Origin of the sequence: Streptomyces afghaniensis, from assembly GCF_044327915.1 — a bacterium.
GTDB lineage: Bacteria > Actinomycetota > Actinomycetes > Streptomycetales > Streptomycetaceae > Streptomyces > Streptomyces afghaniensis.
Map to the genome: position 1 here is coordinate 111,542 of NZ_JBIRGJ010000006.1, position 22,727 is coordinate 134,268.

At 68.6% G+C, this 22,727-nt stretch carries 20 protein-coding genes and 1 pseudogene; 16 read left to right on the forward strand and 5 right to left on the reverse strand.

Features of this window, described 5'->3' with window-relative positions; all coding sequences use genetic code 11:
- Positions 1–91 precede the first annotated feature (91 nt).
- From ACH4G3_RS22930 to kstD, 3 genes and pseudogenes are all read left to right on the forward strand, one after another.
- Entirely contained in the window at positions 92–1,216 is a 1,125-nt protein-coding gene (locus ACH4G3_RS22930; RefSeq protein ID WP_397626277.1) for a sugar ABC transporter substrate-binding protein, read from the forward strand.
- Between the two features lie 141 nt (positions 1,217–1,357).
- Positions 1,358–1,669 (forward strand): annotated as a pseudogene (locus ACH4G3_RS22935) (TetR family transcriptional regulator C-terminal domain-containing protein); the annotation flags it as partial.
- Between the two features lie 148 nt (positions 1,670–1,817).
- Positions 1,818–3,599, forward strand: a complete 1,782-nt coding sequence (gene kstD, locus ACH4G3_RS22940) for a 3-oxosteroid 1-dehydrogenase (RefSeq protein ID WP_397626278.1) — start codon at positions 1,818–1,820, stop codon at positions 3,597–3,599.
- 26 nt (positions 3,600–3,625) lie between these two features.
- Here the strand turns inward: kstD and ACH4G3_RS22945 are convergent, their stop codons facing one another.
- The 3 genes from ACH4G3_RS22945 to ACH4G3_RS22955 form a co-directional block, all read right to left on the reverse strand.
- The gene (locus tag ACH4G3_RS22945) at positions 3,626–4,285 is read right to left on the reverse strand and encodes a class I SAM-dependent methyltransferase (protein ID WP_397626279.1); all 660 of its coding nucleotides are present in this window, start codon (positions 4,283–4,285) and stop codon (positions 3,626–3,628) included.
- A gap of 784 nt (positions 4,286–5,069) precedes the next feature.
- Positions 5,070–5,315, reverse strand: a complete 246-nt coding sequence (locus tag ACH4G3_RS22950) for a hypothetical protein (RefSeq protein ID WP_397626280.1) — start codon at positions 5,313–5,315, stop codon at positions 5,070–5,072.
- 131 nt (positions 5,316–5,446) lie between these two features.
- Entirely contained in the window at positions 5,447–5,650 is a 204-nt protein-coding gene (locus ACH4G3_RS22955; RefSeq protein ID WP_003992177.1) for a cold-shock protein, read from the reverse strand.
- A 319-nt stretch (positions 5,651–5,969) separates the two neighbouring features.
- Here ACH4G3_RS22955 and ACH4G3_RS22960 point away from each other — a divergent pair, with 319 nt between their 5' ends.
- A complete protein-coding gene (locus ACH4G3_RS22960) occupies positions 5,970–6,818 on the forward strand; it encodes a menaquinone biosynthetic enzyme MqnA/MqnD family protein (RefSeq protein WP_354743998.1) in 849 nt (282 codons plus the stop codon).
- A gap of 93 nt (positions 6,819–6,911) precedes the next feature.
- Positions 6,912–8,732 (forward strand): protein kinase domain-containing protein, encoded by a 1,821-nt coding sequence (locus tag ACH4G3_RS22965; RefSeq protein WP_397626281.1) that lies wholly within the window; start codon positions 6,912–6,914, stop codon positions 8,730–8,732.
- 85 nt (positions 8,733–8,817) lie between these two features.
- On the opposite strand, the gene ACH4G3_RS22970 is transcribed toward ACH4G3_RS22965, so the two are convergent.
- Entirely contained in the window at positions 8,818–13,452 is a 4,635-nt protein-coding gene (locus ACH4G3_RS22970) for an FtsK/SpoIIIE domain-containing protein (protein WP_397626282.1), read from the reverse strand.
- 357 nt (positions 13,453–13,809) lie between these two features.
- Between ACH4G3_RS22970 and ACH4G3_RS22975 the strand changes: the two genes are divergently transcribed.
- Positions 13,810–14,109: a WXG100 family type VII secretion target gene (locus ACH4G3_RS22975; RefSeq protein WP_082319687.1), complete on the forward strand. Its 300-nt coding sequence runs from the start codon at positions 13,810–13,812 to the stop codon at positions 14,107–14,109.
- A 91-nt stretch (positions 14,110–14,200) separates the two neighbouring features.
- On the opposite strand, the gene ACH4G3_RS22980 is transcribed toward ACH4G3_RS22975, so the two are convergent.
- On the reverse strand, positions 14,201–14,881 hold the full coding sequence (locus ACH4G3_RS22980; RefSeq protein WP_397626283.1) for a hypothetical protein: 681 nt from the start codon (positions 14,879–14,881) through the stop codon (positions 14,201–14,203).
- A gap of 152 nt (positions 14,882–15,033) precedes the next feature.
- Between ACH4G3_RS22980 and ACH4G3_RS22985 the strand changes: the two genes are divergently transcribed.
- The 10 genes from ACH4G3_RS22985 (at position 15,034) to ACH4G3_RS23030 (ending at position 22,721) form a co-directional block, all read left to right on the forward strand.
- Positions 15,034–15,345 carry a WXG100 family type VII secretion target gene (locus tag ACH4G3_RS22985; protein ID WP_397626284.1) on the forward strand — a complete coding sequence of 104 codons (312 nt, stop codon included), beginning with the start codon at positions 15,034–15,036 and terminating at the stop codon, positions 15,343–15,345.
- Positions 15,342–16,562 (forward strand): putative T7SS-secreted protein, encoded by a 1,221-nt coding sequence (locus ACH4G3_RS22990; RefSeq protein ID WP_397626285.1) that lies wholly within the window; start codon positions 15,342–15,344, stop codon positions 16,560–16,562. The genes ACH4G3_RS22985 and ACH4G3_RS22990 overlap by 4 nt, the downstream gene beginning before the upstream one ends.
- Positions 16,563–16,595: 33 nt before the next feature.
- Positions 16,596–17,192: a hypothetical protein gene (locus ACH4G3_RS22995; RefSeq protein WP_397626286.1), complete on the forward strand. Its 597-nt coding sequence runs from the start codon at positions 16,596–16,598 to the stop codon at positions 17,190–17,192.
- Entirely contained in the window at positions 17,173–17,841 is a 669-nt protein-coding gene (locus tag ACH4G3_RS23000; RefSeq protein ID WP_397626287.1) for a hypothetical protein, read from the forward strand. The genes ACH4G3_RS22995 and ACH4G3_RS23000 overlap by 20 nt, the downstream gene beginning before the upstream one ends.
- Positions 17,838–18,416: a hypothetical protein gene (locus ACH4G3_RS23005; protein ID WP_397626288.1), complete on the forward strand. Its 579-nt coding sequence runs from the start codon at positions 17,838–17,840 to the stop codon at positions 18,414–18,416. Before ACH4G3_RS23000 ends, ACH4G3_RS23005 begins: the two co-directional genes overlap by 4 nt.
- Before the next feature lie 32 nt (positions 18,417–18,448).
- Positions 18,449–18,955: a hypothetical protein gene (locus ACH4G3_RS23010; RefSeq protein WP_397626289.1), complete on the forward strand. Its 507-nt coding sequence runs from the start codon at positions 18,449–18,451 to the stop codon at positions 18,953–18,955.
- A gap of 976 nt (positions 18,956–19,931) precedes the next feature.
- Positions 19,932–20,309 (forward strand): hypothetical protein, encoded by a 378-nt coding sequence (locus ACH4G3_RS23015; RefSeq protein ID WP_397626290.1) that lies wholly within the window; start codon positions 19,932–19,934, stop codon positions 20,307–20,309.
- A 250-nt stretch (positions 20,310–20,559) separates the two neighbouring features.
- Entirely contained in the window at positions 20,560–20,859 is a 300-nt protein-coding gene (locus tag ACH4G3_RS23020; protein ID WP_082319687.1) for a WXG100 family type VII secretion target, read from the forward strand.
- Positions 20,860–20,957: 98 nt separating this feature from the next.
- Complete coding sequence (locus ACH4G3_RS23025; RefSeq protein WP_397626291.1) at positions 20,958–21,284, forward strand: hypothetical protein; 327 nt, start codon at positions 20,958–20,960, stop codon at positions 21,282–21,284.
- A 3-nt stretch (positions 21,285–21,287) separates the two neighbouring features.
- Positions 21,288–22,721, forward strand: a complete 1,434-nt coding sequence (locus ACH4G3_RS23030) for a hypothetical protein (protein WP_397626292.1) — start codon at positions 21,288–21,290, stop codon at positions 22,719–22,721.
- The last annotated feature ends 6 nt before the right edge of the window (positions 22,722–22,727 follow it).

Sequence of the window (22,727 nt, forward strand, 5' to 3'; positions counted from 1 at the left end):
TCTTCACACCTGGTCCTTGACGACGCACGGTGCCTCCCCGTTGGCTTTCTGCCACCTCGTTGCGATGCTCCCCCATCGGAAGGCACCACCAGTGAAAGCGCGTACCACCCGCCGGCCCGCTGTGCGCCCCCTCTCCATAGCCCTGGCGGTCTCCACGGCGGCCCTGTCCCTCACCGCGTGCGGCGACAGCGGGAGTGACGACTCCGCGGGCGTGAAGAAGGGCAACGACATCACGGTGGGCCTGCTGCTGCCCGACCGGGACACGGCACGCTTCGAGAAGTTCGACTACCCCCTGATCAAGGAGGAGGTCGCCTCCCTCACCGAGAACCAGGGCAAGGTCAAGTACGCCAACGCCGAGGCGAGCGTGTCCAGACAGAGCGAGCAGTTCCAGAAGATGATCGACGACAAGGTCGACGTCATCCTGGTGGACGCGCTGAACTCCAAGACGATCGCCTCGGACGTACGCAAGGCCAAGGACGCCGGCATCCCGGTCATCGCCTATGACCGGCTCGCCGAGGGCCCGATCGACGCGTACGTCTCCCACGACAACGAACTCGTCGGGCAGGTGCAGGGCCGCGCCATCGTCGGGGAGCTCGGTGACAAGGCCCAGAAGAGCAAGGTCGTCATGATGAACGGCGACCCCGCCGACCCGAACACGGCACGGTTCAAGGACGGCGCGCTCGGCGAGCTCCAGGGGCAGGTCGACATCGTCCAGCAGTACGACACCAAGGAGTGGAAGCCCTCGATCGCCAAGGCGAACATGAAGAAGGCGATCCGGACCGTCGGGCTGGACAACATCGCCGCCGTCTACTCGGCCAACGACGGCATGGCGGGCGCTGTCATCGAGGCGCTGAAGGAGGCGGGCGCCACGAAGATCCCGCCGGTGACCGGGCAGGACGCCAACCTGGACGCGGTGCAGCGGATCGTCTCGGGGGAGCAGTACATGACCGTGTACAAGTCGTTCCTGCTGGAGGCGACGAACGCCGCGAAGATCGCCGTGGCCAAGGTCCAGGGACGCTCGATCGAGTTCGCCGCGCTGACCAGGGAGACGGTGGACAGCCCCACGCAGAAGGACATCCCGGCGATGCTGGTGCCGGTGGTCGCCCTCACCAAGGACAACATCAAGGAGACGGTGATCACGGACGGGGTCTACACCGTCAAGGACATCTGCACGGCGAAGTACAAGGCGGACTGCGCGGCCATCGGCCTCGAATAGGCCGGCCCCACAGTATTGGAACCTTCAGTTCAAAACTGTTGGCGTGCTGCCATGGCCCGGCCGAGGCGCAGCAGCGTCTACAACACCTTCCAGAGCAAGCAAGCGCTGTTCGAGCGGGCCCTCGCCCGCTACCTGGACACCATGACGGTGACGCAGACGGCCGTCCTCGACGACGTGGAGCGGCCGGCCGCCGACCGGGTGCGGGCACTGCTCGCCCGGGTGGTCGAGGGTGAGGCGGAGTGCCGCGAAGGCTCCGGGCGCGCCCTCGGCTGTCTGGGGGTCAACACCGTCGTGGAACTGGCCGGGCGCGACCCCGCGGCGGCCGCGCTGCTGGAGCGCGACACCGTCCGGCGCCTGGCCGCCTACCGGGCCGTGCTGGAAGCCGGCCGGCGTGACGGCAGCATCACCTCCTCGCGCGACGCGGAGGCGCTGGCCCGTTTCCTCAACGCGACGGTCGCCGGTCTGCGCGTCTCCCGTCAGGGCGGCGCGGGCCGGGCCGAGTTGGAGGCGATCGCCGCCCTGCCTGCACGGCTCTTGACTTCGCAAGGCTCTCGCGCGACATTCCCCACCCCTTCGCGTTCCTCTTCGGGCTGGAGTGGCCATGACCATGAGCACGAACTCCGTCGGGACTCCCGGGGCCCCGTCCCGAAGACGAGTGCTGGCCGGTGCCGCGGGCGCCGGCCTCGCGGTCGCCGCCGGAGTGCAACAGGGCGCCCACGCCGCCGACTTACCCACGCTCGGCACCTACGACGTCGTCGTCATCGGCTCCGGCGCGGCCGGGATGACCGCCGCGCTGACCGCCGCCGGGCAGGGCCTGAGCTGCGTCGTGGTGGAGAAGGCCTCGACCTTCGGCGGCTCGACCGCCCGCTCCGGCGCCGGGATCTGGATCCCGAACAACCCGGTGATCCTCGCGGCCGGCGTCCCCGACACCCCGGCCAAGGCCGCCGCCTACCTCGCCGCAGTCGTCGGCCCGGAGGTCCCCGCCGACCGGCAGCGCGCCTTCCTCACCCACGGCCCGGCGACGATCTCCTACGTCATGGCCCACAGCCCCCTGCGCTTCCGCTGGATGGAGGGCTACAGCGACTACTACCCCGAGCTGCCCGGCGGCTTGCCGAACGGCCGTTCCATCGAGCCCGACCAGCTCGACGGCAAGCTTCTCGGGGCCGAACTGGCCCGGCTGAACCCGCCGTACATGGACGTCCCCGCCGGGATGGTGGTCTTCAGCGCCGACTACAAGTGGCTGGCCCTGGCCGCCGTGAACGCCCGGGGCGCCGCCGTCGCCGCCCAGTGCCTGGCCCGTGGCACGAAGGCCGCGGCGCTCGGCCAGCAGCCCCTGACGATGGGCCAGGCCCTGGCGGCGGGCCTGCGAGCCGGACTGCGTTCCGCAGGCGTACCGGTATGGCTGAACACGCCCCTGAGCGACCTGCACGTCGAGAACGGCAGGGTCACCGGCGCGGTCGTCACCCGCGACGGAAGTCCGGGGCTGGTCCGCGCCCGCCGGGGCGTGATCGTCGGCTCCGGCGGCTTCGAGCACAACGCGGCGATGCGCGACAGGTACCAGCGCCAGCCCATCGGCACGCAGTGGACGGTCGGCGCCAAGGAGAACACCGGCGACGGCATCCGGGCGGGGGAGCGGCTCGGCGCGGCGCTCGACCTGATGGACGACGCCTGGTGGGGCCCGGCGATCCCGGTCCCCGGCCAGCCGTACTTCTGCCTCGCCGAACGCACCCTCCCCGGCGGGCTGCTGGTGAACGGATCGGGCAGGCGCTTCGTCAACGAGGCCGCGCCCTACAGCGACGTCGTCCACACCATGTACGACGTCCACGACACCGACCCGGCCATCCCGTCCTGGCTGATCGTCGACCAGAACTACCGCAACCGGTACCTCTTCAAGGACGTCCTGCCGGCCCTGCCCCTCCCCGACGGCTGGTACGACTCGGGCGCCGCGCACAAGGCCTGGACCCTGGACGCCCTGGCCACGTCGATCGGCGTTCCGGCGGCGGCCCTGCGCACGACCGTCGACCGCTTCAACGCGCAGGCACGGCGAGGCCAGGACCCCGACTTCAACCGCGGCGACAGCGCCTACGACCACTACTACACCGACCCGTCGGTCCTCCCGAACCCCTGCCTGGCCCCCCTCTGGCTGCCGCCCTACCACGCCTTCCGCATCGTCCCCGGCGACCTCGGCACGAAGGGCGGCATGCGGACGGACGCCCGGGCCCGCGTCCTGCGCCCCGACGGCTCGGTGATCCCGGGCCTGTACGCGGCGGGCAACGCCAGCGCGGCGGTGATGGGCCACAGTTACGCGGGCGCGGGCTCGACGATCGGGCCGGCGATGACGTTCGGGTACATCGCGGCGAGGGATGTCGCGGGGGTGTTGTAGGGGAGTGTCGTGGGGGGCGGGTACTCCTAGGACACCGGCTCGGGGGGCCTGCGGGCGACCAGGCACGCCTGGCGGACCGGCTCCCCGGTTTCCTCGTCGGGCTCCCGGACGGTCCGGGAGCGCAGGACGAAACCGGCGGCTTCCAGCAGGGCGGCGATCTGCTCCGGCTGCCGCCGCCGGAAGGTCAGGGCAACCCGGTGCCCGAAGGCCTCCTCGTAGCGGCGGGGCTCGTCACCGGCCTGGAAGCCGAGGAGCAGATGCCCTCCGGGCCGCAGAACCCGACGGAACTCGGCGAAGACGGCCGGCAGCCGGTCGAACGGGGTGTGGATGGTCGAGTACCAGGACACGACGCCGTCGAGCGAGGCGTCGGGCAGGTCCAGCTCCAGCATGGAGCCCTGCTCGAACCGCAGGCCGGGATGCTCGCGCCGGGCGATCGCGAGCATCGACTCCGACAGGTCCAGCCCGAACACGGACAGCCCTCGTGACGCCAGGTACGCGGTCACCCGCCCCGGCCCACACCCGAGATCGGCGACCTCGCCCCCCTCACCCACGAGTTCCGCGAATCCGTACAGCACCCCCCGGTCCAACGGCGTCCCCACGAGCGGCTCGCTGAAACGGACGGCGTAGTCCTCCGCCACGGCGTCGTAGAAGGCCCGGGTCTCGGTCAGGAAGTCGACTTCGGTCATGGCCCGACCCTAAAGCGGGGGTCTGACACCGCGGGGCACTCCTACGGAGTCCCGCCACCGCACTGCCGCGCTCCGGTCAGGCGGGGGCTGTCGTCACGGGTTCGCCTCGTGTCCGGGTGGTGATGGCGGGGGCTCGTGCACCGCCCGGGCCGGTCAGCGTGGGCGGCCGACCCGGCCGGAGTCCGCCACCGCGCCGGGGCGGTCACGACGGGGCCGTGGTCACGGGTTCGTCCACCGTCTGGGTCGGTGATCACGGGGTACTCCGGGACCAGCCCGGCGTGCCCGTCACCCACAACGCTCGCCACGGCCGGCGTCCGCCGTGGAGTGCCCGTCGTGGCCGGTGGTGGTTGCCGTCGGCGTGTCCGTCACGGGCACGCGTCCGCCGCCGGAGTGCCCGCCGGCCAGCGTCCGCCGTCGGCGTGTCCGTCAGGGCCGGTGGTGGTCGCCGTGGGCGTGTGTGTCGCGGCCGGTGCCGCTCGCCGTGGGGGAGTCTGTCGTGGCCGGTGGTGGTCGCGGTGGGTGTGTGGGTCGCGGCCGGTGCCGCTCGCCGTGTGGTGTCCGTCGTGGCCGGTGGTGGGCGCGGTGGGCGTGTCCGTCACGGCCGGCGCCGCTCGCCGTCGGCGTTCCCGTCACGGCCAGTGCCCCTCGCCGTCGGCGTGCCCGTCACGGCCCGCGCCCCTCGCGACGCGGGCCCCGGCCGCGCTGCGGTCGGCGTCGGGGCGGACCCGGTACGGGACCGGGCCCGGGACCGGCGGGCGGCCCGACTGGGCAGGCGATCTGTGTCCTACCGGGTCGGTCCGTCTCTCCGGTCCTCGCCCGTCTGCCGTGCCCCGAGCCCGGCCCCCGCGCCGATCGCCGTGCCCAAGCCCATGCCCAGGGCCAGGCCCAGGCCGATGTTGTCGAAGACGGTCAGGCCGAGGGCGAGTCCTGCTGCCGTGCCGATCGACAGGCCGAGGGACAGGCCGAAGGCCAGGCGTTTGTCGGCGGGGGTGCCGTTGTCTTCCCCCTCGTGCTCCGGGTCTGTCTGCATCCGGCCATCCTCTCAGGGGACACGAGGATCAACGGCCACGGGAAGAATTCGCCGGGAATTCACCGGGGGGTAAGGGATAAAAGGCAGGAGCCCCGCCGCCTGACGGCGCGGGGCTCCTTGGGTACTACTGATCAGACCGGCGTGACGTTCTCAGCCTGCGGGCCCTTCGGGCCCTGCGTGACGTCGAAAGACACCTGCTGGTTCTCCTCGAGAGAGCGGAAGCCGCTCGCGTTGATCGCGGAGTAGTGGACGAAGACGTCGGGGCCGCCGCCCTCCTGGGCGATGAAACCAAAGCCCTTTTCGGCGTTGAACCACTTCACGGTTCCGGTAGCCATAAGCCCTCCTTGGGCCCAAAAGGGTTGCCCTGCTCCAGAACCAGCAAGTGTGAAGATGAATTCTGCACAACTGCATACGTCTGAGAATGACGAGAGCCCGCGGTCACATGCTCCGCAGGCTCTGTACTGCAAGGGAAACCAAACTGCAACTTGCGACGAGCCTAGCACGCAGGCCCCGGAATGCAATAGGGGTCAAGATCACGTCACCCGAATGTTTGAACACACACCGCCGACTGGCCGTGCAGGCGCCGACCACCTGTCCCGGGCCCACGGCGGGGCCGGGCGCAGCCCCTTACGCCATGAGGGCTAGCCTCACGATGTGGACAATCCTCGCACCCGGCCGCGCGTCGGCCACATCCAGTTCCTGAACTGCCTGCCCCTGTACTGGGGGCTCGCCAGAACGGGCACGCTCCTCGACTTCGAGCTCACCAAGGACACCCCGGAGAAGCTCAGCGAGAAGCTGGTGCAGGGCGATCTCGACATCGGTCCGATCACCCTGGTCGAGTTCCTCAAGAACGCCGACGACCTCGTCGCCTTCCCCGACATCGCCGTCGGCTGCGACGGCCCGGTCATGTCCTGCGTGATCGTCTCGCAGGTCCCGCTGGACCGCCTGGACGGCGCCCGCGTCGCCCTCGGCTCGACCTCCCGCACCTCCGTCCGCCTCGCCCAACTGCTCCTCGCCGAGCGCTACGGCGTCCAGCCGGACTACTACACATGCCCGCCCGACCTCAGCCTGATGATGCAGGAGGCCGAGGCCGCCGTCCTCATCGGCGACGCGGCCCTGCGCGCGAACATGCTCGACGGGCCGCGCTTCGGCTTGGACGTGTACGACCTCGGCGCGCTGTGGAAGGAGTGGACGGGCCTGCCGTTCGTCTTCGCCGTCTGGGCGGCGCGCCGCGACTACGCGGAGCGCGAGCCGGTCATCACACGCAAGGTGCACGAGGCCTTCCTGGACTCCCGCAACCTCTCCCTGGAGGAGGTCGGCAAGGTCGCCGAGCAGGCCGCCCGCTGGGAGGCCTTCGACGAGGAGACCCTCGCCCGCTACTTCACGACGCTCGACTTCCGCTTCGGCGGCCCGCAGCTGGAGGCGGTCGCCGAGTTCGCCCGCCGGGTCGGCCCGACGACCGGCTTCCCCGCGGACGTGAAGGTGGACCTGCTCCACCCCTGAGCGGGCCCGCGCTCCCGCACTACTCTGCTGGGACGTGCGCGCGTACGGGGGCCGGCGTGGGCCTGCGGGCGCCTACGGGGGAGGGGTGACGCCATGCGGCCGCTCGAAGTCGACGAACCCACCGTCGTCGGGCCCTACCGGCTGCTCGGCCGGCTGGGCTCCGGCGGCATGGGCCGGGTCTATCTGGGCCGCAGCGCCGGCGGCCGTACGGTCGCGGTGAAGATCGTCCATCCGCACTTCGCGCTCGACGAGGAGTTCCGGGCCCGCTTCCGCCGCGAGGTCGAGGCCGCCCGCCGGGTGGGCGGCGCGTGGACGGCGCCCGTCCTGGACGCGGACCCGGACGCGCGCGTGCCGTGGGTGGCGACGGCGTACGCGGCGGGCCCCTCACTGTCGGCCGCGGTCGGCGAGGGCGGCGCACTGCCGGCCCACACCGTACGGGCGCTGGGGGCCGGGCTGGCCGAGGCGCTGGCGGCGGTGCACGAGCTGGGCCTGGTGCACCGGGACGTGAAGCCGTCGAACGTCCTGCTCACGCTCGACGGCCCGCTGCTGATCGACTTCGGCATCGCCCGGGCCACGGACGGTACGGCGTCCCTGACGTCCACGGGCGTGTCGGTCGGCTCGCCCGGCTACATGTCGCCCGAGCAGATCCTCGGCAAGGGTGTCACGGGCGCGGCGGACGTCTTCTCACTCGGCGCGGTCCTCGCCTACGCGGCGACCGGCGAACCGCCCTTCCCCGGGGACTCCTCGGCGGCCCTGCTCTACAAGGTCGTCCACGAGCAGCCGGAACTGGGCGGGCTGGACGGGCAGTTGCGGGAGCTCACGGCGGCCTGCCTGACGAAGGACCCGGGCGCGCGGCCCGCCCCCGCCGAAGTGGCCCGGCGGCTGGCTCCCGAGGGCGCGGCCCGGATGGTGGCGGGCGGGTGGCTGCCCGGGGCGCTGGTGGAGCAGGTGAGCCGGAGCGCCGTGCGGTTGCTGAACCTGGAGGCGACGGGGCCGGGGGCCGGGGGCGGGGCGGGGGGCCCTTCAGGGCCGGTCGGTTTCAGCAGCCCGTCCGTGGCCCCGCAGGAGACAGTGGCCCCGCAGGAGACAGTGGCCCCGCAGGAAACAGTGACGCCGGCGGAGGCAGTGACGCCGGCGGAGGCAGTGACGCCGGGGGATGCAGTGACGTCGGCGGAGGCGGGTACGGCCGGGGCCGGTGTCTTCGGACCGCCGCCGGTGATGCCCACGCCGCCAGTCCCCTCCACCGCCGTACCCGCGGCCGTACCCGCACCCCGGGACGCCGGTCCGCACGACGACACCGCCGCCCCGTCGTCCACCGGCCGGCGCCCCGGCAGGGTGTCCCTCTCCGTGGCGGCGACGTCCACGCCGGAGGGCGGCGGGCGGGTGCGGAGGCTGAGCTGCACCGTGGCGCTGGCGGTCGCCGGGGCGCTGGCGGCCGTGACGATCGGCTCGGTGTTCGTGTTCGACCTGCTGCCGGGCCGGGGCGGCCAGGACGACGCGGACTCGGGCAGTGGGTCCGACTCGCCTCCGGCGGCGACCGCGAGCTCCGCCCCCTCCGCCGGCGCGGTGCCCGCCGCGTACCTCGGCACCTGGGAGGGCCAGGGCGTGGCCCTCGACGGCAGACTGCCCCTCGGCACATTCCGCATCACGATCGAACGGGTCGCCGTCGGCAAGGAGTTGGGCAGGCTCCGTCAGACCGACCAGATCGGCGGCGTCTGCGTCGACGTGCTCACCCTGAAGCAGGTGACGAAGAAGGAGCTCGTCGCGACGTCGGTCGGCGCGAAGACCAACCACGGCGGCTGCAACCCGGCCCCCACGACGGTGCGCCTCACGCCGGTGGGTGACGATCTCCAGTACCGGTCGGAGAGCGCGGAGTCGGGCCGTCCGCAGGCCCGGATGTCGAAGGTGCGGTAGCGGACGACCTGCGCGAGTCCATCAGGATCAACGGCCACACCCAGGCGATGAACACCAGCGGCATCAGCAGGACGTGCTCAACGCCTCACCCCGGGACGACGACCGTACGCAGCTCCCCGTCGCCGAGGTGGAGCATGCCCTTGCCGGGGGCGACCTGGCCGCCGACCATGCTGCGGGACAGCCGGACGCCGATCAGGTCGCCGCTGGAGGACTCCTGGGGGGAGAGGAGGATGCCGCGGCGGGCCTTCTTCGCGTCGACCTGCCAGCCGGAGAAGCCGCTGCACACGTCCTCCTCGTCACCGGCGATGACGAGGGCGAGGCCGCGTTCGGCGCCGCGTGAGACGAGCTTCTTCAGCTGGCTCTCGGCGTCGCAGTCCTCCAGGATCTCGCCGTCGTCGATGAGCACCGCGATCGGCTCCTCCAGGGACGCCTGGTCGACGAGCTCCTCGAACTCGTCCTCGTCGATGTCGTCGCCGGTGAAGATCTTCAGGACGCCTTCCGTGCCGTCGAGCCCGCGCAGCGGCGACTGGCGCGGCGCCGCGACGACCAGGCGCGTGCCCTGGGCCAGGAAGGAATGCGCGAAGTTCAGCAGGACCGTCGAGCGGCCCGACTTGGCCGGGCCCGCGACGACGAACGCCGGTACGCCCTGGGCCAGATCGGGGCCGAAGCCGATGATCTCGTCGCCGCCGATGCCGACCAGACCCCACAGGCGCGAGCGGGACGCGTCCGGGTCGCGCAGCTCCCATGCCTCCGGGAAGGAGATGCGGCTGGGCAGGCTGTCGACGCGGAACGGGCGGCGCGCGCGAGGGACGGAGGCGTCGCGTGCCGTGGCCGCCTCGCCGATCGCCGCCAGCGCCGCGGCCTGGCCCTGACCGCTGGTGTCCTCGGCGAGCAGCGCGAACTGCGTCTCCGTACCGAACTCGTTGCGGAACGCCCGGCCCGGCGGAATCTCCTCCGGCACCTTGCGGACCGGGATGCCGAGCGCCGAGAAGTCGCTGCGGTCGGCCAGCCGCAGACCGTACTTGTCCTCGGTGAGGGTCGCGATACGGCCCACCAGCAGGGTCCGGTCACCCGTCAGGACCAAGTGGATGCCGACGCTCGCGCCCTCGCGCATCATCGTCTGCAACTCGTCGGTGAGCGAACCGTGGTCGATCTCGCCGAGCGTGGGCACCCAGCCCTCCCAGCGGTCCAGCAGCACCACGATGTGCGGCAGCCGCTCGTCCTCGGAGACCGAGGCCCGCTGCTCGCCGATGTCCGCGAAGCCCTTGTCCGACAGCAGGTCCTGGCGGCGGCCCATCTCGCCCTTGAGCCGGTTGACGAGCCGCACGACCCGCTCGGTCTGGTTACGGCCGACGACCGCGCCGCAGTGCGGCAGCCGGGTCAGCGCGTTGAGGGCGCCGTTGCCGCAGTCGATGCCGTAGAGGTGCACGTCGGCGACGGAGTGGGTGCGGGCGATGGAGCCCGCGAGGGTGCGCAGCACCTGGGAGCGGCCACTGCGCGGGGCACCGCCGATCATCAGATGGCCGAACGACGAGAAGTCCACGACGACCGGGCGGCGGGACTGGCTGGAGGGCAGGTCCTCGATGCCGTACGGGGCCGGCGGCAGCTTGCCGGGGCCGCCCGCGAACGCCGGGACCTCGATCTCGTCCAGGAGCAGCGTCTCGTCGAGGGCGGGCAGCCACGGGCTGTGCTGGGGCGGGATGCCGAGCGACCTGTTGGCGTCCCGGATGGTGTCGACGAGGACCTTCAGGTCGGTGATCTCCTCGTCCTCACGGGCCTCGGCCTTCGGCTTGACCAGCGCCGCCCGGCCCAGATCCTCCCAGGTCAGCGGCCCCACCCAGGGCATCAGCACGGCAGGGTCGGCGGCACCGGGCCGACGGCCACCCACGCGCCCGGACTGGAACGGCACCAGGGAGGCGTGCCCGAGCCGGGCGTAGGCACGACCCGGGGTGTTCTTGGAGATGTGCCCGGCCTCGGGCGAGTCGATGACGTCGGTCGACTCGCCGCCGTCCGTCACACGCAGCGCGATACGGAGGTTGGTGTTGGCACGGATCTCGGGAGACACGACACCGGACGGCCGCTGCGTCGCCAGCAGCAGGTGAATGCCGAGGGAACGGCCACGCTGGGCGATGTTCACGAGCCCCGTGACGAAGTCGGGCAGGTCACGCACCATCGAGGCGAACTCGTCGATGACGATGAGCAGCCGCGGCACCGGCTGGTGGGACGGGTCCCGGCGCACCAGGTCCTGGTAGTCCTCGATGTCCTTGGCGTCGGCGGCGGCCAGGATGTGCTCGCGCCGGTGCAGCTCGGCACCCAGCGACTCCAGGGCCCGCTCCACCAGGTGGGCGTCGAGGTCGGTGACCATGCCGACGGTGTGCGGCAGATGCACACAGTCCTTGAAGGCCGCGCCACCCTTGTAGTCGACCAGCACGAACGTCATGTTCTCGGGCGTGTTCGCCACGGCCAGCGCCGCCACGATGGTCTGCAGCAGCTCCGACTTACCCGAACCGGTCGTACCGGCGATGAGACCGTGCGGGCCGTCCTTGCGGATGTCGATCCCGAACGGCCCGTCGTACGACTCACCGATGACGGCCAGCGTCGACTGCCCGCCCATCCGCCACCGTGCCACGATCGCGTCGCTCGTCGGCGGCTCCAGCTGCAGCACGTCCAGCAGCCGACTGGACCCCGGCAGGGCCGAGTCCTCGGTCTCGCCACTGATGTCCCGTAGCGGCGACAGCGCCCGGGCGAGCCGCAGACACCAGGCGGGCGAGACGAAGTCGGGCCGTACGTCCTTCAGCCGCTCGGCACCGGCCTCCTCCACCCGCAGCCGCAACTTCTCGGTGTGGCCGGCCCGTTCGGGCTGCCGGTCGGTGGCGTGCCAGGCCTGGAAGGAGGGGAAGGCGCCGGCGACCTGCTGGGACTGCTGCTGGACCTGCTGGGCCGGCTCGTACTCCTCGGCCTTCGGCTCGGCGACGACGTACGCCTGGCACTCGCCGGGCAGGAACCGCTCCTCGGCGTCGAGGCAGATGGCGAACATGGACACGGAGGGCCCTTCGCGCAGCAGCCGCACCACACCGGGGAGCGACCGCAGCCGCCGCGACCCGTCCCACACGACGACGATGTCGGGGTCGCTGAAGCTCGAACCACCCTGCGACTTGTTCTGCTCGGCGGCCTTCTTGCGCGCGTCGAGGATCTGCGTCAGCTCGCCGATGCGGGCGCCGACGGTCTCGGCGTCGGTCCCGATGAGCACGTTGACGTCCTGCCCGCCGGACGGCCGGGCGTGCGGCAGCCAGCGCACCCAGTCCCAGGACTCCTGGGCGGCGTTCTCGCTCAGCACGTAGAACTGCACGTCCATCGGGCTGTGCAGCGCCGCGGCCTGCGCGACGGCCCACCGCCCGAGAGCCCGGGCGGAATCCCCGGGCCCGGCCATGCCGATGACACCGAGGGTGCGCAGGTGCAGCGCGACCGGGGCGTCCTCGATCTTCCAGGTGACCTGGCGACGGTGGTCGTCCTGCTCGGGGTCGTCGAGGACGACCTCGGAGGGCAACTGCCCCGTCCCGACCCGGAGGAGGAGATGGTCGCGGTCGGTCCGCCGCCGCTCCCACAGACGCGTACGCGGCCCGGTCCCCAGGGCGAGAACGGTGGCGGGGTCGGGTATGGCGTGCCGCCGGTCGTTCCGCTCCGCGACCAGCGCGTCCTGGGCGTCCTTCTCGATCCGCTCCTTCTGCTCCTCGTACTCCTGGACCTGCTTGGCGTGCGACTTACGCCCGTGTTTCTTGTCGTTGTAGTAGTTCGCGAAGAGCAGGAACGGGCTCAGCGCGGCCATGATCAGGTAGTACCAGCGCTGGAAGATCATCACGGACACGACGGCACCGACCAGCGGCGTCAGCGCCATCAGCCAGGGCAGCGGCCGGGCCTCGTACTCACGGGGCGGCGAGGGCAGCCGGAAGTTGGTCTGCCGCTCGGGCGGACGCAGCCGCGGGGGCCGGTTGTAGTCGAGGCCGATGCCGTCGTCGGACCACTTGAGGGCGGCGTTGGGGGGTGTGTAGCGGGTGAGTTCGAGGAGGGTGTTGCCGAGCCCGATCTGAGCACCGAGGGGCCAGTCGGCGGGCCCGCCCTTCTTCTCCTCCTTCTTCTCCTGCCCCTTCTTCTTGCCGCTCTTCTTCTCGCCCTGGTCGTCTTTTTCGTCCTCGGCGAGGGACTTGCCGTCGAGGGTGACGAGGTCCTTGTCCATGTGCACGGCGACCTGGCAGGTGCCGTCGGTGGCGACGGAGAGGGTCAGGGCCCGGGCGTCGACCTCGGGATCGTCGATACGGACGTAGGAGGCGGCTCCGCTGCCGATGTCGTAGCGCCCGACGCCGAGCCGGTGCACGAAGCCGGCCGCGGGCCCGCCGACGACCCGGAGCTCGACGAGCCCGGTGGGCTCACCGGGCAGACACCCGGAAGGATCCTGGAGGCTGACGACGGCACCGTCGCGCAGGGGCGATCCGACGACGGTGGCGTTCGGATCGACGGCGTACCCGTCCACGTACACGAGGGGCGCGTTGTTGGCCGGCACCTGCCGGTGCTGTCCCAGCGGGATGATCTGCGCGCCACTGTGCCCGACCTGCTTGGCGAGCTCCTGGGCGATGTCCCCCACGGTGGACTCAGGATCGGCATCGAGCACCACGTCGGCGGTCACACCGCCGTACGGGTCGACGACGGTCAGAGTCAGGCGCACGACTAGTCCTCCCCGTGCCACTGGGCCGGTGTGGCCGCGGTGGTTGTGTGGCGGCTGCCCCGTCCGCATCAGTCACACGGGTCACAGCCGTAAGGGACGATATCCGTTCGGTGCGGCGGCGAGGCAATGGGGAGGCGCCGGGACGTTCCCGATGGCAACGTCGTACACGACTTCATGACGGCTCGTTCACAAGCCGGGGATGTGGCACCACAGGTCACACCCGTAAGCTGCTGACGCAAGAGCGGACGATCACACCGGTTGCCACGTGCGACCGGCAACTCGGCCCGGAGGCCGATGAGTCCGCAAACAGGGAGCCACGGGGGTTGGCCCTGCGGCGTTGTGAGAGGGAGCGGCTTCATGGCCAAGGACCTTGACATCACATATCAGGACATGCGGGAAGCTGCCAAGCATGTCGTGAAGGAGAAGGAAAAGCTCCAGGAGAAGCTCGAGGGCCTCCGCAAGTACATCAACAACCTCGTGCAGTCCGGCTACGTCACGAAGTCGTCGTCGAAGGCGTTCGACGAGAACTTCGACGAGTTCGTGCAGGGCACGAAGACGACGCTGGACGGTCTGGACGGCATGGGTGACTACCTGACCATGGCTGCGGACAAGTTCGAGCAGATTGACGAGGAGCTGGCGAAGCAGGCTCGCAAGTAGGCGGACGACGCCTGAGTAGCCGGACGACGCCTGCCCGGTGCGGCAGCGGATGCTGAACGCGCCGGGCAGGCGTCCGGTCGGCCGAGGCCCGTCAGCTGTCGGTCAGGGGCTGCCGGAGCACGTACATGTGAAGATCGCTGCGGAGTTCTTCCGTGTCGACGCGCAGCCAGGATCCGTCGCGGAAACGTATGAGCAGGATCCTCGTCTCGAACTCGCCGGAGAAGGGGTCGACGAGGGCTGCCTCGGAGGCGGGGATGCGGGCGACGATCTGCATGTGCTTCTCCCGCCCCACACTGACGCGCCGCGGCGGGGCCGCCAAGACGATCCCCTCCTTGGTCGCAAGCAGCATGCGCTCGTGGTGGGTGGAGTGGCTGTACCAACGCAGCAGGAACTGCCCGGCGTTGCCGTGCCAGTTTCCGTCGAAGACGTTGTCGAGGTCTTGTTGGGCGATGGTGGCGTCCCGGCGCCTGTCCTCCTCCTCCTTGGCGCGCCGCTGCTCCTTCTCTTCCTTCCTGTCGAGGGATCGCTTGACGGCTTCTTCCGCAGCGGACAGAAGGCGCAACAGCATGAGGAGAGGTATGAACGGTGCACCGAGCAGCGCGCCGATCATGCTGAGTGGAGGCAGTCTGGCAGGGCGGAGACGGGGGTTGCCTGCGGCCTGGAGTACGTCGGCGGGGGGCTGCGGGATCTTGCCGATCCAGCACCAGTCGCCGGCTTCGGCGTGGATGCCCAGGCGGTCCATTGCCACGCGCTGCTTGCCCGTAGGTGTCACGTCAAGACTCTCCTCGCCGACGCGGAACAGGATTGGTGTATCGAGAGCGTATCTCGTACGGGCGCCAGGAGGAATGAGGGAGTCCGCAATCGGGCCCGCCCTCGTCAGATTCGCTCCGAGAAAAGTTGCAGAGCCATAGAGAGGCATCGCTGATGGGGGACCACATAAAGGCGGATCTCGCCGCCATTAAACAGTGTTCACGCGATCTGACCAAGATCCATGGCGAGTTCGAGCGGAACGGTAATCCTGCGGACGAGTACGGCCAGGCGGTAGGCCACGGTGGCCTCAAGGACGCCTTCTCGGAATTCGGGGACACCTGGAAGAAGACCCGGAAGAACCTGATGAAGGAACTTGAGCAGCTGGCCGAGTTCACCAAGACCGCCGCCAAGGCGTACGACGACATCGATCAGGAGCTGGCCAAGGCCATCCGGGATGCCAAGGCGCAGAGTAAGGGGAAGAAGTGAGCAGGACGGACGCCGACTGGCCGCCTCTGTGGCATGACGACCCGACCCCTGGCGACCCGGAGGAAGTCGCTGAACTGGGTCGCAAGTTGCGCAAGATGGCCGACATGATCGAGGAGCAGTCCCGGGTCATCAAGGCGCTCGCCTCGGTGGAGGGTTGGGACAGTGAGGCCGGAAAGGGCTTCCACGAACTGGCTGGTGGCACGGCGGACAAGCTGAAGAAGTCCTTCGAGCGCTATGACGAGGCGGCCAAGGCCATCGGGGAGGACGTGCGCGAAGGCAGCTCGGACCAGTTCGCCAGTGAAATGCGCCGCGCGCAGCGGAAGGCGGACAAGGCACTTGCTGACTATCGCGAGGCCAAGGCCGACCATGACCTCGCGGACGACGAGGTGAAGAAGTTCACCGAAAAGTATCCCGCGCAGAACATCCCCGCCGCGGACAAGGAAGAGTACGAGCGGTGGGTCAAGAAGCGTGATGAGGCCCTGCATCGCATCGGTGATGCGCGCAGGGCGGTGAAGGACGCCAGGGAAATTTATGACGACGCGGGAGACAAGGCGGCCCGTCATATCAGAAACGTGGTGCACCACGATGCGGTCCGGGACCCGGGCGGATTCATGAATCTCCTGGCGGACTGGGCGGATATGTTGTCGAACATCTCGGCCGTCCTGTCCGTGCTTGCGGTGATCTGCGCATTCGTCCCGCCCCTTCAGTTCCTGGCTCCCATATTCGCGGCCCTTGCCGTGGTGACCAGCGCGGCTGCGCTCGCCGGCCATGCATACGACATGACAGTGCGTGGCGGAAAGGTCGATTGGATGAAGCTGGGAGCCGATGCACTGGGAGTGTTCCCCGGACTTGGCGCCCTGAAGGGGATCAAGGCTCTCAAGGGTGTCAAGGGGCTGGCGAAGCTCAAGTTGGGAGGCTCCGCCGCACTCCGCGGTGTGGGAGACAACTTCATGAACGGGATCGCCGTCAAGGGCGTCAACTGGGTTCTGGGCAAGGCAGGTCGCAGCGCAATAGAGGGCAGGAAGATCACCGGAGTGATCAAGGGGGCCGGTCTCGGCAGCGCCCTGCACAGGATGCTCAGCGGCGAGAACGGCGAGAGGACCGGTTACCAGGAGCCTGCCGCCAGCACACCCACACCCACACCTGCGCCGTCGCCTTCGCCCGGTCCCGCTCCGAACGTTTCGCCGAAGCCGTTCAATGCGGCCCTGGCGGCCTAAGGCTTGGCAATCCGTTCAAGGAGGACAGAAGCCATGAGCGAGGCTAATCGGAACCTCGGGCCGCGGGAGTTCATCGGGCGGCGGGGTGGTGACGTGGCTACGTTGGTCGAGAGCTCAGTGATCGCTGCCGTGCCCGAGGCGAAGCGGGCCGCGGAGGAAGCTCGACGAGAGCTTCGGTTCGACTTCCTGGACGACCGAGCGGTGCTCGAACTGCTGCGCCGGCGTCATGTCGACGAAGAGGACATGTTCAACGCGGGCTTCAAGCACGGAGTCCCGCTGGCGCTCGTCGGCTTCGGGGCCGTGACCTATTGGGCCGGCGTGGCTCAGTACTGGGAGACCGCAGCAGCCCGCAACGCCTATCTCGCGGTCGCCGGAGCCGTCCTGGCGCTTGAGATCTTCTTCTTCGTGCGAAGTGCCATTTCACAATGGGGCGATCCGGTCCGGCAGAACCTGCGGGCCCGGGCGGCGAAGTACCGGCAGATCGCCCACGTCGCTCGTCGGGGAGGAGCTGACATTCCCCCTCACTACCCGCACTACGGGCCCTACCCCTTCGCCGCGAGATTCCGTCCCGAAGTGGCTGATCGCGAACAGTCCGAGAGCAAAGGCGCAGATGACCACGGACACCGTTGACGAAGCCCAGCGCAGCCTCACAGAAAGCGGCGGCATAGAGGTTCGCTGGATCATGCCGGAGGGCTTCCTCGAGCTGCCTTTCGAGGCTGATGACTTGGAAGAGCTGGGTAAGCAACTGCTCGAGTTGGCCAAGCAGGCGCTGCCCGGTGCCGACGAGGAAGTGCAGGTGCAGTACGCCGCGATGTGCGTGGCGCACTACGACGAGTTCATCGAGGCGGGTGTGCAGTATGCGGGCTTCGTCACCACGGAGGTCGACGGTGTCCGCTGCACAGCGACGGTGAACGTCAGCCTGCTGGACCTCGATGAGCGAGCCGGCAGCAATCCGGTGGGCTTCATCGCCACCACGATGCGGCACCTGGAGCTCGGACAGATCGGTGAAGTGCAGCTGCCCTGCGGCCCGGCAGTGACGTGCGTCGGCAACCGGCCGTCCAGCATCGACGGGAGCCTGACGCAGTCGGGTCAGGACGAGTCGATATGGACCTCGTTCATACAGGTCCAGATTCCGCTGACCAACGGGACCGTGCTCCTGTTGGAAATGGGCACGCCGACGGTCGAAGGGTGGGACGTCTTCTCCGCCATGTTCGCCGGCATCGTGAAGAGCGTCCGTCTCTTCGACAGCGACGGAGCCCCGCTGGTGATGCCGGGATGAAGGAGACAGCACCAGGCGATGCCTCACCGACGGTGGGGGTGCCCAGGGACTACCGGCTGCTGGTTCCGCGGGAGTGGTTCCGCATCGACCTCATGCAGGATCGCTGGCGCGCCCAACTCAAGACCTTCGTGGACCGGCAGGCAGAGGGCCGGAATGTGTCCGCGGAGCTCACCCGGAATGTGTGGGCCACGCTGCGCAACACCGCGGAGGCCGGCCGGGCGCGTGGCGCCATGGAGTTCTTCCTCCTGACCACATCACGGAACGGCGGCCTTCCGGCCTCGCTCCTCGTGTCCCTCGTGCCGCTGGGTGAGACACCAGCAGATCCGGACAAGTACGCGGCGTGGCTCGACGTACGGGAGCCCGAGGGCCCTTCACGGCGGCAGATCTCGGTGGTGGATCTCCCGGCGGGCGCCGCGGTGCGGGTACTGGGTGCCACGACACTGGACGTCCATACCTTGATGCCCGGCGGCGTGGGCTACTTGACGCTCTCCTTCTCGGCACCGCTCACGGGGATGTCCGGCACGATGGAGCGGTTGTGCGATGCCATCGCGGGTTCCCTGCGGTGGGTCTTGTGACGCGCGCGGGCAGTCTGCGGAGCGGCCTGGGGATGGTCGGGGTGATCCTCGGGCTGGTCGTCGGCGCGGGCGTGCTCCTGCTGGTCATGGGCCTGGGGAAGAGATTCGCCCGTGAGGTGGTGCCGACGTTGGTGGACTTGCCCGGGGGCGCCTGGGCGGTCGGTGGTGTCCTTGGTGCGGTCACCGTGCTCGGGGTGGCCGGCTGGCTGCGGTGTGCCTCCGGGCTCTCGGATCGAACCCGCCTGGCGCGAAACCTGCACGCCGTCGGCACGGCGGTCTGCTGCGCGGCGGCGTTCGGGCCGTTCTTCCTTCTGCTGAGCGGCCTGCCCGGCAGGAACTGCCGGTCGGAGAGTTGTGCCTACATCTCCGGGACCGGCAGCGCGTTCCTGGCCTACGTCCTCAGCGCCGGCCTGGTTGGCTGGTCCGTCCACCGCTGGACCGGCGCGCGGGCCGCGGAGCGGGCGGCCGTGGAGCGGGAACGGGTGCGGAGGCTTCGGAAGAAGGGCAAGGGGAAGAGCCGGGCTGCTGGTTCGCGGTAGCCGACCCCAAGCCCGACCTGACTACCCTGGCGCAGTCGGATGCACTCGTTGATTTGTGCCTGCGCGTAGTGGAGCCCCTCGCCGGTGGCGTAGGCGGTCACGGCGCGTCCTTGGACGTGCGCTCACGGCCGACTGCCCGGTGACGCGGGCCGTCGACTGCGGCTCGGCGACGGTTCGGTCGAGCTGTACGCGACCGGCCGCTATGTGGCAGTCACTCGGCGGACGTTCGGCGACTCGCCGCGGCGCCTCGGCGACCTGCAGCGCGTCATCGACCAGCTGGTGAAGCTGTAGGGCTCGGGTCGGGCGGGGCATCTGCGTCGCGGACCGCCTCACGAAGCGTAGGTCCTCCGAAAATCAGCAGTGCAGCAATTCCCGTAATGCCCAAGATGCTAAGGAACTTAGCCTCGCGCTCGTCTGAAAATGACATGCGAGTGCCTTCTCTGACCCTGGCACTCAGTGAGTGCCTCGGTGTCAGCTTGGGATCGCTACCGTCGAGCAATAGTTTGTAAGTGACGTCCTGCCGATCGTGAATAACATGTGGCTGAACACTCAGCGTGTTTCCGCGAATAACAACAGGCGGTTCCCGTCGATTGTCTGTGCTGTGGGATTCCAGCACGGCTACGATCCGGGCGTTCATATCGAAGTCGATGGCGCTCCGTTGAATTGGTTGGCCTCAAGCTCGCGATGGCCGATGTTGGACAGCCTGAGTGTTGCGGTGTGAGGCTCCGCAATCACGTCTGCACCGAGGCTGACAGTCAGCCCACTATGGACGGAGGAAAGCAAAGGTGTGAACTCAACCGCATACGCAATCTTCCGGCGGGGTACCGTGCGCACTCCCCACCAGCCCACCCACACAGCCGCAGCGATTGCGCCCACACCCGCTAACGCACTAACCGTCGCCTGCCAATCGGCAGCCAGTGTCACAAGAGACATGACGAGGTTATAGCAGCACGCGACGCCCCTTTGCGGCGAAATCATGAAACACCAACGTTTCCTCGGGCGCGCGGCCGGCGAGCCGGTTGGCTGGCCGTGGCATTCGCTGCGTACGCCGCTCGTGCGTATCGTCGCGGTGACCGAGGATCAGACCGACAACCCATGGACGCCGTTGCTGGAGATGGCGCGCGGCCGGTCGCTGTCGACCGCCTACGGGCTCGAAGTCCTCCGCGATCTATCTGCCGCGCCGCGAGATTTCCCCGATCACGTCGTCGGCGACAAGCGCGACCTCGTCTGTTTCGCAAGCCTCGACCAGACCGACGAATGGAAGGCGTTGAACGGCGACGTCAAGCTCGCGAAGCTGATGCGGTTCAACGCCGCGAAGCTGGGCGGGTCGCTGATCGAGACGCCGAACGCTTGAGCCGCGTGGCGGGTTGGGAGGCGGCGTTCGGGCCGTGGCTGCAGGTGCAGGCGACCAGGCAGCATCCGATCGAGTGGCGGGGGTGCAGTCCGCATCAGCAAGACCGGTCACACCCCTAAACTGCTGACGCAAGAGCGGACGATCACACCGGTTGCCACGTGCGACCGGCAACTCGGCCGGGAGGCCGATGAGTCCGCAAACAGGGAGCCACGGGGGTTGGCCCTGCGGTGCTGTGAGAGGGAGCGGCTTCATGGCCAAGGACCTTGACATCACATATCAGGACATGCGGGAAGCTGCCAAGCATGTCGTGAAGGAGAAGGAAAAGCTCCAGGAGAAGCTCGAGGGCCTCCGCAAGTACATCAACAACCTCGTGCAGTCCGGCTACGTCACGAAGTCGTCGTCGAAGGCGTTCGACGAGAACTTCGACGAGTTCGTGCAGGGCACGAAGACGACGCTGGACGGTCTGGACGGCATGGGTGATTACCTGACCATGGCTGCGGACAAGTTCGAGCAGATTGATGAGGAGTTGGCCAAACAGGCCCGCAAGTGACTTCCTGTTGAGGGTTGTGAGGCGGTGTGGCGAGGTGCGCGGGCGCCGCGCCGCACCGTCAGTCTTGAGGATCGACAGCGCGGTACAGCGGGGGCGTCATGTCTGGTGAGGGTGACCACACTCGGGCCGATCTCGATGTGATCAAAGAGATGGGGACCGGGCTCAGTAACGTCAAGAAGGCTTTTGATGGCCTGGAGAAGTTGAGCGGAAAATACGGGGATGACTTCGGGCATGGAGGGCTGGCCGACAAATTCGAGGATTTTGCCAGCAACTGGGAGATCACCCGAGAGAAGCTGACGAAGGAAGTCGAGGCCTTGGCGAAGATCGCTAAGACGGCGGCCAAGGCTTACGAGGACATTGATCACGGGTTGGCCGAGGCGATCCGCGGCGCGCGGAACCCGAAGCCTGCCAAGAGGGGGAAGTAGGCCATGTCGGGACGGCCTCGTGACTGGCATCCGATTGAAGACAGTGATCCGATTCCGGGTGATCCGGATCGAGTTGCTGCGCTCGGTCGCCAACTCCGGAAGACCGCCGAAGAGCTGGAACGGCAGATCAGAAATCTCAAGGCGGTCAGCGAAGTCGACTCCTGGGACAGCAAGGCAGGCAAGGAGTTCCGCGCGAAGGCGAAGGGCAATGTCAAGAAGCTAGAAGCCGCGCTGAAGCGGTACGACACCGCAGCGGATGCCCTTGGCACCAAGGTGACAGAGGTGGGAGGCGGGTACCAGGACAAGCTCCATGCCAAGCCCACTGATTATGCATCGGACTTGAACCGAGCACAGGAGATCGCCGACGCGGCCCTCAAGGACGCCAAGGACGCGGAGGACCGTAAAGGCACGGCCCAGAGGAGCCTGGACGGGCTCGCAGAGAAGGACAAGGGCGACAAGAAGAAGCTGGAAGAGCAGCGGGAGTCCGCCGGAGACGATATCGCCGCCGCCCGAGAAAAGATAGTCCAGGCTAAGGAGATTCGCGACAATGCGGCAAAACGGGCGTCTGAGGCGCTCGAAGCAGTTATCAGCAATGACTCACTGAAGGACGGTTTCTGGGACAAGTTCGACGATTGGGTCGACACGATTGGCAGTTTTGCAGAGACCGCTGCGACTTGGCTGGGATGTGCCGCACTTGCCGTGGGGTGGATCCCCATCGTCGGGCAGGCGTTGGCCGGAGTGCTCGGCGCACTGGCCACCTTTGCCACCCTGGTGAGTACCGTTGCCACGGTTATCCAGGTCATCCGGGGTGACAAGGGGCTGAAGGATCTGGGGTTCGCTGTGCTCGGGCTCGCCATGATGGGAGTAGGGAAGGCATTTTCCAAAGTTGCAGGCAGATATGCAAAGAATGCCCTCAGTACAATGAACAAGGCCGGTGCTGCGAGAACAACAAAACAGTTGGGTCGGGCCGGTAAGAGGCTGAACAAGGCGGCAGGGGATAAGTTCAGAGTCGAGAAGGGGAACGCTTGGGACTCGCTCAAGGACTCCACCAGGAAGAAGCTGGAACCGTTCAAGCTGGAGCCTGGCGATGGATGGAAATCCATGAAGGAAGTCTTCACGGAGCCTTTCTCAAGTAAGTCGTATGGGGAGAACCTCAGAGCCCTGAATCCTTGGTCGGGTAACTACGGTGCTGCCTGGAATAAGGTTGTGATCAGAGGGGAAGGTAACGCGGCAGTGGGGGCGGGGCGTTCCTTCTCCCTAGCAGACCCGGGCGTCGCTTCGGATCTGAAGGATATTAAGTTTGCTGCTCAGGGGCTGAGCGACCACGCGGCAGTAAGCCGGATCTCGAATGTTGCCACGGGAGTCTCCATGGTCGGGGTCGGCGTCACGTCGGTCGGCATGGCCTTGGACAGCAATCTCAATCCCTTGTTGGACTGATAGGAG

Excerpts from the sequence above, each read along its gene's own strand:
- kstD (WP_397626278.1), top strand. The coding sequence starts at position 1,818 with ATGACCATGAGCACGAACTCCGTCGGGACTCCCGGGGCCCCGTCCCGA.
- ACH4G3_RS22945 (WP_397626279.1), bottom strand. The coding sequence starts at position 4,285 with ATGACCGAAGTCGACTTCCTGACCGAGACCCGGGCCTTCTACGACGCC.
- ACH4G3_RS22950 (WP_397626280.1), bottom strand. The coding sequence starts at position 5,315 with ATGCAGACAGACCCGGAGCACGAGGGGGAAGACAACGGCACCCCCGCC.
- ACH4G3_RS22955 (WP_003992177.1), bottom strand. The coding sequence starts at position 5,650 with ATGGCTACCGGAACCGTGAAGTGGTTCAACGCCGAAAAGGGCTTTGGT.
- ACH4G3_RS22965 (WP_397626281.1), top strand. The coding sequence starts at position 6,912 with ATGCGGCCGCTCGAAGTCGACGAACCCACCGTCGTCGGGCCCTACCGG.
- ACH4G3_RS22975 (WP_082319687.1), top strand. The coding sequence starts at position 13,810 with ATGGCCAAGGACCTTGACATCACATATCAGGACATGCGGGAAGCTGCC.
- ACH4G3_RS22985 (WP_397626284.1), top strand. The coding sequence starts at position 15,034 with ATGGGGGACCACATAAAGGCGGATCTCGCCGCCATTAAACAGTGTTCA.
- ACH4G3_RS22995 (WP_397626286.1), top strand. The coding sequence starts at position 16,596 with ATGAGCGAGGCTAATCGGAACCTCGGGCCGCGGGAGTTCATCGGGCGG.
- ACH4G3_RS23000 (WP_397626287.1), top strand. The coding sequence starts at position 17,173 with ATGACCACGGACACCGTTGACGAAGCCCAGCGCAGCCTCACAGAAAGC.
- ACH4G3_RS23005 (WP_397626288.1), top strand. The coding sequence starts at position 17,838 with ATGAAGGAGACAGCACCAGGCGATGCCTCACCGACGGTGGGGGTGCCC.
- ACH4G3_RS23010 (WP_397626289.1), top strand. The coding sequence starts at position 18,449 with ATGGTCGGGGTGATCCTCGGGCTGGTCGTCGGCGCGGGCGTGCTCCTG.
- ACH4G3_RS23015 (WP_397626290.1), top strand. The coding sequence starts at position 19,932 with ATGAAACACCAACGTTTCCTCGGGCGCGCGGCCGGCGAGCCGGTTGGC.
- ACH4G3_RS23020 (WP_082319687.1), top strand. The coding sequence starts at position 20,560 with ATGGCCAAGGACCTTGACATCACATATCAGGACATGCGGGAAGCTGCC.
- ACH4G3_RS23025 (WP_397626291.1), top strand. The coding sequence starts at position 20,958 with ATGTCTGGTGAGGGTGACCACACTCGGGCCGATCTCGATGTGATCAAA.
- ACH4G3_RS23030 (WP_397626292.1), top strand. The coding sequence starts at position 21,288 with ATGTCGGGACGGCCTCGTGACTGGCATCCGATTGAAGACAGTGATCCG.